Below are 12,867 nucleotides of genomic sequence, written 5' to 3'. Positions count from 1 at the left end.
AGTCTGCCGGGAAACATGCGCTGCTGCGGATCCAGCACCCGGGCGCGCCATAGGTGACAGCGACCGGCGCATCGTGTTTATTCCGGGTCAGGCCGACTTGCGGCGCTTGAGGTCGTGGGCGATCAACGTGGGCGCTGCCTTCTTGGAGACGACGTCCTCCGTGATAACAACTGTGGCGATGTCCTCGCGGCTCGGCAGGTCAAACATCACAGGGAGCAGGACCTCCTCCATGATGGCGCGAAGCCCTCGGGCCCCGGTGCCGCGTTCCAGTGCCTGATCGGCGATCGTGTTAAGGGCTTCCTCGTCGAACACCAGCTCAACGCCGTCGATCTGGAACATCTTCTGGTACTGCTTCACCAGGGCGTTCTTGGGGGTGGACAGAATCTGGATGAGCGCCGCCCGGTCCAGGTTGGAGACCGTGGTGATGACGGGCAGGCGGCCGATGAACTCAGGGATGAGCCCGAACTTCAACAGGTCCTCAGGCATCACCTCGCCGTAGGAGTCGGTGTTGTTCTTGACCTCGTTGAGCGGGGCGCCGAATCCGATGCCCTTGCGGCCGGACCTGGAGCCGATGATCTCCTCGAGACCGGCGAACGCACCGGCCACGATAAAGAGCACATTGGTGGTATCGATCTGGATGAATTCCTGGTGCGGGTGCTTGCGGCCGCCTTGCGGCGGAACCGAGGCGACAGTGCCTTCCAGGATCTTCAGCAGGGCCTGCTGCACACCCTCGCCGGAAACGTCCCGGGTGATGGAGGGGTTCTCGCTCTTGCGTGAGATCTTGTCGATCTCATCGATGTAGATGATGCCTTGCTCGGCCTTCTTGACGTCGTAGTCAGCGGCCTGAATGAGCTTTAGGAGGATGTTCTCCACGTCCTCGCCGACGTAACCGGCTTCGGTCAGTGCGGTGGCGTCGGCGACGGCGAAGGGTACGTTGAGCCGTCGGGCAAGCGTCTGCGCAAGGTACGTCTTGCCGCAGCCGGTGGGCCCGATCAGCAGGATGTTCGACTTGGCGATCTCGACCTCATCGTGGTGCACCCCTTCGGCGAGGCTGCCGCTCTTAGGGGCGTGGCCCGCCTGGATGCGCTTGTAGTGGTTATAGACCGCTACGGCGAGTGAACGCTTGGCCGGCTCCTGGCCAATCACGTATTCCTGCAGGAAATCGAAGATTTCGCGGGGTTTTGGCAGCTCAAAACTGCCCAGGTCGGCCACTTCGGCGAGTTCTTCCTCGATGATCTCGTTGCAGAGTTCAATGCACTCGTCGCAAATGTAGACACCGGGCCCGGCAATGAGCTTCCGAACCTGCTTTTGGCTCTTTCCGCAGAAAGAACACTTCAGCAGATCCGTGCTCTCGCCAATCCGAGCCATATGTGAACCCCTTTGTATTTTGCTGCCGGCTGTGTTCTTCGCCTGCGCAGCGCTGCACCCGTTACTGGAATCACGGACCTTCCCCAGGGAGGCCAACCGTGACATGTTCCACTCTAGGTCACTTTCGGTCTATTGAGTGGAAAGCAGACACCGGTGCGGCCACGTCAAGTGGCGCACCGGTGTCGGGAACTGCTGCTTAGCTACTTGGTGATTGCCTGGGGCTTCATCTTGCGTGAATCCAGCACCTGGTCGATCAGGCCATACTGCATCGCCTCGGCTGCGGTGAGGATCTTGTCGCGTTCGATGTCGTTGTTGACCTGCTCGGGGGTCCGGCCGGAGTGCTTGGCCAGCGTGTCCTCAAGCCAGGACCGCATCCGCATAACCTCGGCTGCCTGGATCTCCAGGTCGGAGGCCTGGCCGCCCTGGCCGCCGGACAGGGAGGGCTGGTGAATGAGGACGCGGGCGTTGGGAAGCGCGAGGCGCTTGCCCGGTGTGCCGGCTGCAAGGAGCACAGCCGCGGCACTGGCGGCCTGGCCGAGGCAGACGGTCTGGATCTCCGGGCGGATATACGTCATGGTGTCGTAGATCGCGGTCATAGCGGTGAAGGACCCGCCCGGGGAGTTGATGTAGAGGGTAATGTCGCGGTCCGGGTCTGTTGACTCCAGCACCAGCAGCTGGGCCATCACGTCGTCGGCCGACGCGTCGTCAACCTGGACGCCGAGGAAGATGATGCGGTCCTCGAACAGCTTGGTGTAAGGGTCCTGGCGCTTGAATCCGTAGGGGGTGCGCTCTTCGAACTGCGGCAGCACGTAGCGGCTGCTCGGCAGGTTACCGGCAGTCGAACCGAAGTTGTAGTTCATGTTCATTGCTCCTGAAGTCATTGCTGTCTGCGTGCCGGTCAGTTCTCGGTGGCTGTGTCTGTGCCGTTGTCACTGCCGCCGGCATTGGTTCCGCCGCCGCCGGCCACGGAGCCCGCGTGCGCCGCAATCTTGTCGAAGAAACCGTAGTCAAGGGCCTCCTTGGCCGTGAACCACTTGTCGCGGTCGTTGTCCTTGAGGATGGTCTCGACGCTCTGTCCGGTCTGGTCAGCGGTCAGCTCGGCCATAACCTTCTTCATGTGCAGGATGAGCTCGGCCTGGATTTTGATGTCCGATGCCGTGCCGCCGATGCCGCCCGAGGGCTGGTGCATCAGGATGCGTGCGTTCGGGGTGGCGTAGCGCTTGCCCTTGGTACCGGAGGAGAGCAGGAACTGTCCCATCGAGGCGGCCAGGCCGGTGGCGACGGTCACGACGTCGTTGGGGATGAACTGCATGGTGTCGTAGATGGCCATGCCGGCCGTCACGGACCCGCCCGGTGAATTGATGTAGAGGTAGATATCCTTCTCGGGGTTCTCGGCCGAGAGCAGCAGCAGCTGCGAGCAGATCGCGTTGGCGTTCTCGTCGCGGACCTCGGAGCCGAGCCAGATGATGCGCTCTTTCAGCAGGCGGTTGTAAATGTAGTTGTCCTGGGCTGCCGGATCGACAGTAGCCATCCGGGGTGCCCCTGCTTGCTGTGACATATGTACTTCCCTCTCGCTGGCGACGGTGATGCCACTGGACGACATCACTGAACTTTCCTACATGGACACTAACGGTTTTTCGGACCGCTTTGTGCGCAGGCGCGGGGCTGTTCGCTGACGGCGCACGACTGGCCGGGAGGGTTCGTCACAGGCTTAAAAAGCAGCACCCCCGGATCAAAGATCCGGGGGTGCTGCTGGACCGCGGGAGCGGAAGGTATTAGAACTTCACGGCTGCCGGATCATCATTTGTGCCGGTCTCGGTTGCCGCTTCCTCGGAAGCGCTTTCCTCGGCCTCGGCAGTTGCCTCAACGGTTGCCTCTTCGTCGCCGGGGCGGACGAAGTCGCTGAGGTCGACGGCGTTGCCCTCAGAGTCGGTGACCTCGGCCTGGCCGAGGACCACGGCCAGTGCCTTGCGGCGGCGGACCTCGGAAACCATCATGGGGACCTGGCCGCTCTGATCGATGATCTGGGCGAACTGGTTCGGGTCCATGCCGTACTGGCCGGCGGTGGTCACGATGTAGTCGATCAGCTCGTTCTGGCTGACGTTGACTTCTTCCTTTTCGGCGATGGCGTCCAGGATGATCTCGTTCTGGAAAGCCCGCTCGCTGTTGGCCTTGACCTCGGCGCGGTGCTCCTCGGTGTCGTGATCGCCTTCACCGTGTGCGTTTTCGGCGTTGAAGTGCTGCTCAAGCTGCTCTTCGACGACGGAGGCCGGTACGGGAACCGCAACGAGCTCAACGAGCTTGTCGAGGACCTTGTCACGGGCTTCAACGCCCTGCTCGACGACCTTGGACTCTGCGGCCTGCTTGGTGAGGTCCTCGCGGAGTTCGGCCAGGGTGTCGAACTCCGAGGCCAGCTGGGCGAAGTCGTCGTCGGCCTCGGGCAGCTCGCGCTCCTTGACGGACTTGACGACGACCTTGACCTGGGCGGACTCACCGGCGTGCTCGCCGCCCACCAGGGTGGTGTCGAAAATCGCATCCTCGTCGGCGCTGAGGCCGGTGACAGCTTCATCAAGGCCCTCAAGCATTGTGCCGGCGCCTACCTGGTAGGACAGGCCCGTGGCGGAGTCGACTTCGGCGCCGTCGATGGTGGCGGTGATGTCGATGGTGAGGAAATCTTTGTCGGCCGCGGGGCGGTCCACGGACTTCAGCGTGCCGAAGCGGCCGCGCAGCTCATCCAGGGCCGTCTCGACGTCGGCGTCGGTGGAAGCAGCGGCCGCAACCTCAACCTTGATGCCGGCGTAGTCGGGCAGCTCGATCTCGGGGCGGACGTCAACCTCGGCGTGGAACTTCAGCTCACCGTCGGTGGCTGAAGGATCCGGAACTTCGGTGATTTCGACCTCTGGACGGCTCAGCGGACGGATGCCGGTTTCCTGGACTGCCGCCTGGTACCACCCGTTCAGGCCTTCGTTGATGGCAGTCTCCAGCACATAGCCGCGGCCGACGCGCTGGTCAATAAGCTTGGAGGGGACCTTGCCCTTGCGGAAACCGGGGACCTGGATCTGCGAAGCAACAGTCTTATATGCCTCTGCGATGCTGGGTTTCAATTCCTCAAAGGGGACCTCAACATTGAGCTTGACCCGCGTGGGGGTGAGGTTCTCGACAGCGCTCTTCACAGTCTAAGTACTCCTGGTTTTTAGGGGGTGGGGTTCTGCACCGCCAAGGTCTGGCGGCAACTGCAGAGTCGGGGTGACAGGATTTGAACCTGCGACTTCCTGCTCCCAAAGCAGGCGCTCTAGCCAAGCTGAGCTACACCCCGTAAGTGCACAGAACAGTCTACGGTCATATCGTGCCGGTTTGCACATTTGACACTGGGGCCCTGAATTAGGTTTAGTTGTATCCGGCTTGAACAGCCACCCGGAAGTTTTGCTGGAAGTCTCCTGCAAAGTCCCGGGGACGTAGCTTAATGGTAAAGCCTCAGTCTTCCAAACTGATTACGCGGGTTCGATTCCCGTCGTCCCCTCAGAAATATGACGAGAAAGCCCCTCTCCGGAGGGGCTTTTTTGTACCCGTTTGGCCGGCCGCACGGGCCCGCCACCAGCAAGGAACTCGATGGCCCGCTGCCCGCAAAGAGTACTCTCACCGCTGGCAGGAAGGGCACCAATAGAGCTTGCGGGCCCCCAGGTCGGTCAGCGCCACCGTCGTTCCGCAGTTCCGGCAGTCGAGACCCTGCCTCCGGTAGACGAAGTGGGACTCGTCCGGGGCGGGCAGCTGGCCACGGTTCCCGCTCGCGGCGAGGCCGGCCCAGCAGTCCGGGGGTGTTGTGATGATCCTGCCGTCACGGACGCCGTCGGACATCACCGCGACGCTGTCGTCCCACAGCTCCCGGGCAGCAGCGGCGGAGAGCGAGCGGCCCGGCAGCCAGGGGTCCAGCCCCTGCCGGAACAGCAGTTCGGCGCGGTAGACATTGCCGACGCCGGCGATGACCTTTTGGTCCATCAGCAGGGCCGCGATCGGCGTGCGCCGGGCCCGGACAGCGGCAACAAAGGAGTCCCGGTCCCCGGGCAGGTTTCGCAGCGGATCGGGTCCGAGTCGGGCGAGCACTGCGGCGGCTTCGGCTTCGGTAACCACTTCGCACGTCGTTGCGCCGCGCAGATCGGCCCAACCGTGGACCCCGGCGAGACGGACCCGGACGGCACCGACCGGTGCCGGCGGGCCCGAATACGGTGCCGGCTCAGCCGACGCACCGTCGTCAAAAATCTCCCGTTCCCCGACTTTCCGGGGCGCTCCGATGCTCGACGCGCCCCGGAAGCCTGCGTCTCCGCCGAAATCCCAGGCCCCGTAGAGGCCCAAGTGGACGTGCAGCGCCAGCCCGTGGCCGAACGCCAGGAAGAGGTGCTTCCCGTGCGCGGTGGAGCCGGTGAGCGTATGGCCGTCCAACAGTGCCGCGCCCCGGACAAAACGCCCCTGCGGACTCGACACCGCTAGCTGCTCGCCCGTAAAGACGTCGCCGAACTGGCGGGCCAGCCGGTGGACGGAATGCCCCTCCGGCACTAGGCGAGGACCTCGCCGGTGCGCTCATAGGCGGCGATCTTGCCGATCCGGCGGACGTGGCGGACGTCGTTGCTGAATGGTTCCGCCAGGAACGCCTCGATGATTTCGGTGGCCTCCTCGACGCTGTGCTGCCGGCCGCCGACGGCGACCACGTTGGCGTCGTTGTGATCTCGCGCCAGCTTCGCCGTGGACAGGTTCCAGGCCAGCGCCGCCCGGACGCCCTTGACCTTGTTCGCTGCAATCTGCTCGCCGTTGCCGGAGCCGCCCAGCACGATGCCCAGGGCGTGTGTGCCGGCTTCCTGGTCCGCAACGACCGCAAGAGCGGCATTGATGCAGAAGGAGGGGTAGTCATCCAGGGCGTCGTAGGCCGCGGGTCCGTGGTCGACTACCTCGTACCCCTTGGCGCCAAGATGGGCGACGAGGTGGGCACTGAGTTCCATGCCGGCGTGGTCGGTGGCGATGTGCACGCGCGGGAGGTCAGGAAGGGTCACGGCGTATCCGTTCGGTGGGGCAGAGCAGTGGGGTCACCGGGTCTGCGGTGCGGTCTGGGAAGCTGCTTCCAGCTTACTAGGGCACGGGACCGAGCCGGCCGTTCCGCCTGCCGGCAGTTCGTCACACACCGGCGGCTCCGCCGTCCCGGTGCGCGCGTGCGGCCACCCGTGAGATGACCTGGGCTACGTTCTCCGCAGTGGCGGCGCTCCCGCCGCTGACGGTAACGGTCCGCCCGTCGGAACGGCCCACAACGATTGCCGGTCCGCTGCTGACCAGCAGGGCAGTTGTGCTGCCGTGGCTGCGGTAACCCCAGCCGCCAAAGTCGGCCGCCCGGATCTCCTGCTGTGTCGCCGACTCGATGGCGCCGGCCGGAACATCCAGTACCCGGACGAAGCCTGCGGCGAAGACGCGCAGGCCGCCCCGGTCCACCCGGATGCGGGCGAACAGGCACGCCGCCGCCAGCAGGGCCAGGGCCACGAGCAGGGCCGCCAGCCAGGGCAAGGCGATTGTGAGGAGTGCGGCTGGAAGCACTGTGGCGACCCCGAGCATCACAAAAACGGAACTGCGGGCGTGGACCCACAGGCTCACTGCATCGCGGGCAAGCCCGGGATCGATTTCGCGGGCCAGGGCCGCCGCCACGGCCTTCTCATCGTCGGCGGACCAGCGTTCGTCGGCCTTGAAAACAAAGCCCATCACGAAGCCCAGGCCCAGTGCCGCGCCGCTTCCCATGGCGAGTACTGTGACGTCCACCTGGGCCTGCCTCGCATTGCCGAGCCCGAGCTGACCGACCAGCACGGCTGCGAGGACGGCGGTGATGAACAAACTGACGAACAGACCGGCGCCCATCATGATCCGGCGCATCACCGCTGGGCGGGACAGCGGTACCGCCTGCAGCAGCACGCCGCCGCCAAGCAGCACGATCAGGGCGGCGCCAACTCCGGTCACGGCCGGGAACGGTGCGAAGTCCGCCGCGCCGCCCTCAGCCCAGCGCACTGCCAGCGGCTCGGGCAGCTCCGTGCGGATCAGCAAGGCGCACACCACAAACGCCGTTGCCAGCATCAGCGGAAACCCCAAGGCGAAGCGCAGTGCCCTGGCGTCGACGGAATCCCGGAATCTATCCATATCCACCACGCTACCCCCGGGTGATGAGGGCTTCGGTATCGTGGTGGGACCTAACGCAACTTGCCAAGCACCGCAGAAGTGAAAGAATGATTTCACAATACTTGTTCGCCCATCCGCACAGCATCCCTGGAGGCTCCCCTTGCCCGGAATGAACCTGACGCGCGCCGAAGCACGCGAGCGCGCCGAACTGATCGCCGTCGAATCCTACGAGGTCGAGCTCGACCTGACCCGCGGAGGGAAAGTCTTCGGCTCCACCACCGCTGTGAAGTTCACGGCCGTGCCGGGTTCCTCGACCTTCATCGACGCGGTGACCGACGCGGTGCACAGCGTGAAACTGAACGGCCGCGAGCTGGACCCTGCAGCGGTCTCCGACGGAGTCCGCATCCAGCTGCCGGATCTCGCAGCGGACAACGAGCTGCTGGTGGTCGCCGAGGCCCCCTACATGAATACCGGCGAGGGCCTGCACCGGTTCGTGGATCCGGTGGACCAGGAGGTCTACCTCTACACCCAGTTCGAGGTTCCGGATTCCCGGCGGATGTTTGCCGTGTTTGAACAGCCCGACCTCAAGGCCAGCTTCACGTTCACTGTGACTGCGCCCTCGCACTGGGATCTCATCTCCAACTCCCCCACCCCGGTGCCGGTGGAAACCATCCCCGGCCCCGACGGCGGCGCCCGCTCCGTCTGGGAATTCAGCCCCACCCCGCGCCTGTCCTCCTACGTCACGGCCCTGATCGCCGGGCCGTACGAATCGGTGCGCAGTGAAGTAGTGTCCGCCACCGGGAAAGTCACTCCGCTGGGCGTCTTCGCCCGCAAGTCGCTGATGCAGTACCTGGACGCGGACAACATCTTCGAACTCACCCGGCAGGGCTTCGAGTTTTTTGAGGCGCAGTTCGGCTGCCCGTACCCGTTCGAGAAGTACGATCAGCTCTTTGTGCCCGAGTTCAACGCCGGTGCGATGGAAAACGCCGGCGCCGTGACCATCCTGGAAGGCTACGTCTTCCGCAGCAAGGTCACCGACGCCCAGGTGGAGCGCCGTGCCATCACCGTGCTGCACGAACTCGCCCACATGTGGTTCGGGGACCTTGTGACGATGCGCTGGTGGAACGACCTCTGGCTCAATGAGTCCTTTGCCGAGTACATGTCCCACCTTGCCGCCGTCGAGAACACGGCATTCGACCACGCCTGGACCACTTTTGCCTCGGTGGAGAAATCCTGGGCGTACCGCCAGGACCAGCTGCCGACCACCCACCCGATCTTCGCCGAGATCAAGGACCTGGAAGACGTCGAAGTGAACTTCGACGGCATCACCTACGCCAAGGGCGCCTCGGTGCTCCGGCAACTGGTGGCCTGGGTGGGTCCGGAGGAATTTATGGCCGGCGTCCGCGAGTACTTCCGCAAGCACTCCTGGCAGAACACCGAGCTCAGCGACCTGATGGTCGAGCTCGAAAAGGCCAGCGGCCGCGACTTGGACCACTGGGGGAAACTTTGGCTGGAGACCGCCGGGGTCAACACCCTGACGTCGGAACTGTCCGTGGGTGCGGACGGAAGCATCTCGTCCTTCGCCATCCTGCAGACCGCCACCGAGACCCAGCCGACCATCCGTCCGCACCGGCTCGCCGTCGGCTTCTACAACCTCAATGGTGCCGGGAAGCTGGAGCGCGTGCACCGCGCGGAACTCGACGTCGACGGCCCGCGCACCGAGGTGCCCGCCCTGGCGGGGCTCGCACAGCCGGACCTGATCCTGCTCAACGACGATGACCTCGCCTACGCCAAGGTCCGGCTGGACCCGAAGTCCCTCGCCACTGCCACAGCACACCTGAAGGACATCGGCCAGAGCCTGCCCCGCACCCTCGTCTGGGGTTCGGCCTGGGACGCGGCGCGCGACGGCGAGACTCCGGCACGCGGCTACGTGGAGTTGATCCTGGCCAACATCGCGGAGGAATCCGATTCGTCAGTGACCATGGTCCAGCTCCGCCAGCTGGCCACGACGCTGAACTTCTATGTGGCAGCGGACCACAAGGAAGCCACCGCGACCGCCGCGGCCGGCCGGCTCTGGGAGCTTGCCGCCGGCGTCCGGGCCGGCTCCGACGCACAGCTTCAGTTCGTGAAGGCCTTTGCCCTGTTGGCCCGCAGCGCCGGTCAGTTCGATACCGTCGCCGGGCTGCTTGACGGCTCCCTGAAACTGGCCGGCCTGACCGTGGACCAGGACCTGCGCTGGGAACTGACCACCGCCCTCGTGGTCGGCGGCCAGGCCGGGCAGGAGGCGATCGCCGCCGAGCTCGAGCACGACAACACCGCCACCGGACAAAACGCGGCGGCCCTGGCGAAGGCGGCCATCCCCACCGCCGCGGCCAAGGCTGCGGCCTGGGAGTCGATTGTGGTCACCAACGAACTCTCCAACGCCCTGCAGGGTTCGGCGGTCGCCGGCTTCACCCGGGTGCTGGACACCTCACTGCTGGAGCCTTACGCGGAGAAATACTTTGCGGCCGTCCCCGGCGTGGTCAGGGACCGCACCCACGCCCTGGCCCAGCAGATCGTCGTCGGGCTCTACCCGGCCCAGCTGACCACACAGGCCACGGTGGACCGCACGGATGAGTTCCTGGCCTCGCTGCCGGCGGACAGTGCGGCGCTGCGCCGAATGATGTTGGAGAACCGCGACGGTGTGGCCCGCGCACTGCGGGCCCGGCAGGCCGACGCCGGCTAGGGAGCCGCTTAGGGAGCCGTTTCCCGGAGTCCCGCCCAACTAGCTCGCAGCAAAGGCCGTTTTGGACGCTCATAACGACCTCTGCTGCCAGCTAGTTGGGCAGGGATGTGTTTTAGGCTGGGGTAATGAGCCTCGACGAACACCGCTACGCGCTGACTGTCCGCTGGACCGGGAACCTTGGCGAGGGGACGGCGTCGTACCGCGGGTATGCACGGGACCACGACGTCGAGGTCCCCGGGCTGCCCGTCCTGCGGGGCTCCGCGGACCCGACCTTCCACGGCGACCGGACCCGTTTCAACCCGGAACAGCTCCTGCTGGCCGCACTCTCCCAGTGCCATATGCTGTCCTTCCTGCACGTTGCGGTGAAGCACGGTGTAGTGGTCACGGCTTATGAAGACCGGGCCGAGGGGCTGATGCGGACCAATCGGGACGGCAGTGGACAGTTCGAGTCGGTCACGCTCAGGCCGCGGGTGAGCACTGCCGAGCCGGTCCCGGAGGACGCGATGGCGGACCTGCATAGCGCCGCGAACAAGGTCTGCTTCATCGCCCGGAGCGTCAACTTCCCGGTGCTGCACGAGCCGGTCACAGCGCCGGCAGGCCGACGGGGTGTGGCTTCGCCGTAGTTTCCGGATCCAGGTCCCTGCCGGCCCCCCTGGAGCGCGGCCGGGTAGGCTGCGGCACCGCGCTCTGCGCCGCGGACAGCCGCTGCGGCGCTACTGTTGAACCAGACCAGAGCTTTATGCGCCCGCCGGACGCCGCAACAAGGAGTGCTCCCCCACCGATGATCAGCCTGACCAGCGCCACGCCCATCACCACTCCGGACATCTCGGCAATCAACGTGCCAGGTGTCCTCATCAGTCTGGGGGTCGGCGTCGCCATCTGGCTGGTGGCGTCCGTCGTGATCGGCGGAATCACGAAACGGGTCGCCGCGGGCAGCACATTCTTCAAAAAACCTCGGTTCCGCTGGGTGGCTCCCGCGTTCCGCGCCCTGGACCATGAGCGCAGAGTCCAGCGGGCCAACACAATCGGGGCACTTCTCAGCAGCGTGGCAGGCGTCCTGGTAGCCGTACTCACCGGCGTATACGTGCTTAAGAACCTGAACGTGGACGTCGCGCCGATCCTGACCAGCGTCGGAATCCTCGGAATTGCCTTGGGCTTTGGCGCCCAGCAGCTGATCCGGGACTTCCTGTCCGGCATTTTCATCACCATCGAGGACCAGTACGGCATCGGCGACATCATCGAGACCTCCGAGGTGGTGGGCACTGTGGAATCGATGAACCTTCGGATCACCCGGGTGCGGGCCGAAGACGGCGCCATCTGGTACCTGCGCAACGGCGAAATCCTGCGGGTGGGCAACCGTTCCCAGGGCAATTATGTTCCGCCCGGAAGTCCAACGGCGGACACCGAAGACAGCACACCCCAGCAACAGGCCGGAGAGTAGAGCCATGACAATTCCCAGCGCCGGCGGACCCGGACAGCCCAAGCAACTGCTGCAGAACGATCCGTTCAGCAGGCCGGGCTACACCGACAACTTTTACGATGCAGTGGGCGGCCACAAGACGTTTGTTAAGCTCATTGATGTCTTCTACGACGGCGTCGCATCGGATCCATTGCTGCGGCCGATGTATCCGGAGGAGGATCTGGGCCCTGCCCGGCGCCGTTTCCTGATGTTCCTCGAGCAGTACTGGGGCGGCCCGACGACGTATGGCGAGGAACGCGGGCACCCCCGGCTCAGGATGCGGCACCAGCCCTTCCGGGTCACCCCGGAGGCCAAGGACCGCTGGCTGCATCACATGCGCTCCGCGGTGGATTCCCTGGACCTCCCGCCGCTGCACGAGGGGACGCTGTGGGACTACATGGAGCGGGCAGCACTGTCCATGGTGAACAGCCCGTCCGAATCCTGAGCTGCCGCCCGGCGGACGCCGCAGAACGAGCCGTGGCTAACGAGCCGTGGCTACTGACGGTCCTAGAGTCCTGAACCGGAGCGGGCCAGGACATGCCCCCGGGCCCCGCTGAGCCGGAACCAGCGCCCGGACCGGTAGAGCTGCTGCCCGCCGTCGGCGAGGAAGCCGAGGGTGAGGGCCGCAAACGCGGCACCCAGCGGCAGTCCGCCGGCTCCCTCCAGCTCCCGGCCCCAGACAGTGGCGCGGGCGTTGTTGACGATCAAGGCGCCGGGCTGGTCCGGGATGATGGCTGCAATCTCACTGATACCGGCCTCGGCGGACCTGCGCAGGGCGGAATCAGACAGGGTGGCCACGGCCTCCCACCCCGTGCGGGGAGCGCCGACGCCGGCCCACGATTCGGTAACGGTGACCGGCGGCAGCGGGAGCTCGACGTCGTCCTGGCCCGCGCGCGCCAGCCGATCCAGCACCGCGGAGATTGGGACGGTGACGTCAGTGTCCGCCGGCTGCGCCAGGGCCATGGTACGCAGGCCGAGGATCGTCGGTGTAGATTCGCCCAGCAGCCGTGGCCGCAGCACACACACGTAGGCGGCGAGCACCCGGCCGGAGGCCTGGAGGCGGATGGCACCGTCGTCAATGGACTTGGCGCGGGCCGCGAAAGTGCGCAGGTCAGCGAGATCGCGGGGATCGGTGAACTGCAGGGGCAGGGTGAGTACGTCAGACACAATA

At 65.4% G+C, this 12,867-nt stretch carries 12 protein-coding genes and 2 tRNA genes; 5 read left to right on the top strand and 9 right to left on the bottom strand.

Annotation, left to right across the window (positions count from 1 at the left end; all coding sequences use genetic code 11):
* Window positions 1-87: 87 nt before the first annotated feature.
* From clpX to QMG72_RS01900, 5 genes are all read right to left on the bottom strand, one after another.
* A complete protein-coding gene (clpX, locus tag QMG72_RS01920; protein WP_226774585.1) occupies window positions 88-1,368 on the bottom strand; it encodes an ATP-dependent Clp protease ATP-binding subunit ClpX in 1,281 nt (426 codons plus the stop codon).
* A gap of 200 nt (window positions 1,369-1,568) precedes the next feature.
* Window positions 1,569-2,228 carry an ATP-dependent Clp protease proteolytic subunit gene (locus QMG72_RS01915; RefSeq protein WP_226761217.1) on the bottom strand — a complete coding sequence of 220 codons (660 nt, stop codon included), beginning with the start codon at window positions 2,226-2,228 and terminating at the stop codon, window positions 1,569-1,571.
* A 38-nt stretch (window positions 2,229-2,266) separates the two neighbouring features.
* Window positions 2,267-2,899 (bottom strand): ATP-dependent Clp protease proteolytic subunit, encoded by a 633-nt coding sequence (locus QMG72_RS01910; protein ID WP_226774595.1) that lies wholly within the window; start codon window positions 2,897-2,899, stop codon window positions 2,267-2,269.
* 244 nt (window positions 2,900-3,143) lie between these two features.
* Complete coding sequence (gene tig, locus QMG72_RS01905) at window positions 3,144-4,541, bottom strand: trigger factor (protein WP_283479480.1); 1,398 nt, start codon at window positions 4,539-4,541, stop codon at window positions 3,144-3,146.
* A gap of 68 nt (window positions 4,542-4,609) precedes the next feature.
* A tRNA-Pro gene (locus QMG72_RS01900) sits at window positions 4,610-4,684 on the bottom strand.
* Window positions 4,685-4,817: 133 nt separating this feature from the next.
* Here QMG72_RS01900 and QMG72_RS01895 point away from each other — a divergent pair.
* A tRNA-Gly gene (locus tag QMG72_RS01895) sits at window positions 4,818-4,888 on the top strand.
* Window positions 4,889-5,004: 116 nt separating this feature from the next.
* Here the strand turns inward: QMG72_RS01895 and QMG72_RS01890 are convergent.
* The 3 genes from QMG72_RS01890 to QMG72_RS01880 form a co-directional block, all read right to left on the bottom strand.
* Window positions 5,005-5,919, bottom strand: a complete 915-nt coding sequence (locus tag QMG72_RS01890; protein ID WP_283479479.1) for an Fpg/Nei family DNA glycosylase — start codon at window positions 5,917-5,919, stop codon at window positions 5,005-5,007.
* A complete protein-coding gene (locus tag QMG72_RS01885) occupies window positions 5,919-6,410 on the bottom strand; it encodes a ribose-5-phosphate isomerase (RefSeq protein WP_283479478.1) in 492 nt (163 codons plus the stop codon). Before QMG72_RS01885 ends, QMG72_RS01890 begins: the two co-directional genes overlap by 1 nt.
* A 121-nt stretch (window positions 6,411-6,531) precedes the next feature.
* Window positions 6,532-7,533, bottom strand: coding sequence for a hypothetical protein (locus tag QMG72_RS01880; protein ID WP_226774589.1), 1,002 nt, complete (start codon window positions 7,531-7,533; stop codon window positions 6,532-6,534).
* Between the two features lie 148 nt (window positions 7,534-7,681).
* Between QMG72_RS01880 and pepN the strand changes: the two genes are divergently transcribed.
* The 4 genes from pepN to QMG72_RS01860 all read left to right on the top strand — a co-directional run bounded on the left by pepN (window position 7,682) and on the right by QMG72_RS01860 (window position 12,141).
* The gene (pepN, locus tag QMG72_RS01875) at window positions 7,682-10,237 is read left to right on the top strand and encodes an aminopeptidase N (protein WP_283479477.1); all 2,556 of its coding nucleotides are present in this window, start codon (window positions 7,682-7,684) and stop codon (window positions 10,235-10,237) included.
* A 125-nt stretch (window positions 10,238-10,362) separates the two neighbouring features.
* Window positions 10,363-10,860 carry an OsmC family protein gene (locus QMG72_RS01870; RefSeq protein WP_283479476.1) on the top strand — a complete coding sequence of 166 codons (498 nt, stop codon included), beginning with the start codon at window positions 10,363-10,365 and terminating at the stop codon, window positions 10,858-10,860.
* Window positions 10,861-11,018: 158 nt separating this feature from the next.
* The gene (locus QMG72_RS01865; RefSeq protein WP_253032576.1) at window positions 11,019-11,678 is read left to right on the top strand and encodes a mechanosensitive ion channel family protein; all 660 of its coding nucleotides are present in this window, start codon (window positions 11,019-11,021) and stop codon (window positions 11,676-11,678) included.
* A 4-nt stretch (window positions 11,679-11,682) separates the two neighbouring features.
* Window positions 11,683-12,141 carry a globin gene (locus tag QMG72_RS01860; protein ID WP_282360281.1) on the top strand — a complete coding sequence of 153 codons (459 nt, stop codon included), beginning with the start codon at window positions 11,683-11,685 and terminating at the stop codon, window positions 12,139-12,141.
* A gap of 62 nt (window positions 12,142-12,203) precedes the next feature.
* Here the strand turns inward: QMG72_RS01860 and QMG72_RS01855 are convergent, their stop codons facing one another.
* Entirely contained in the window at window positions 12,204-12,863 is a 660-nt protein-coding gene (locus QMG72_RS01855; protein WP_282360282.1) for a DUF8185 domain-containing protein, read from the bottom strand.
* Window positions 12,864-12,867: the final 4 nt, after the last annotated feature.

Origin of the sequence: Pseudarthrobacter sp. PH31-O2 (assembly GCF_030063265.1) — a bacterium.
GTDB lineage: Bacteria > Actinomycetota > Actinomycetes > Actinomycetales > Micrococcaceae > Arthrobacter.
The sequence above is the reverse complement of the archived record's forward strand: the minus strand, read 5'-3'. Positions and strand labels throughout refer to the sequence as shown.

Bases quoted from the DNA above. Each gene is read 5' to 3' on its own strand.
- clpX (WP_226774585.1), bottom strand. From the start codon at position 1,368: ATGGCTCGGATTGGCGAGAGCACGGATCTGCTGAAGTGTTCTTTCTGC.
- QMG72_RS01915 (WP_226761217.1), bottom strand. From the start codon at position 2,228: ATGAACTACAACTTCGGTTCGACTGCCGGTAACCTGCCGAGCAGCCGC.
- QMG72_RS01910 (WP_226774595.1), bottom strand. From the start codon at position 2,899: ATGGCTACTGTCGATCCGGCAGCCCAGGACAACTACATTTACAACCGC.
- QMG72_RS01880 (WP_226774589.1), bottom strand. From the start codon at position 7,533: ATGGATAGATTCCGGGATTCCGTCGACGCCAGGGCACTGCGCTTCGCC.
- pepN (WP_283479477.1), top strand. From the start codon at position 7,682: ATGAACCTGACGCGCGCCGAAGCACGCGAGCGCGCCGAACTGATCGCC.
- QMG72_RS01870 (WP_283479476.1), top strand. From the start codon at position 10,363: ATGAGCCTCGACGAACACCGCTACGCGCTGACTGTCCGCTGGACCGGG.
- QMG72_RS01865 (WP_253032576.1), top strand. From the start codon at position 11,019: ATGATCAGCCTGACCAGCGCCACGCCCATCACCACTCCGGACATCTCG.
- QMG72_RS01860 (WP_282360281.1), top strand. From the start codon at position 11,683: ATGACAATTCCCAGCGCCGGCGGACCCGGACAGCCCAAGCAACTGCTG.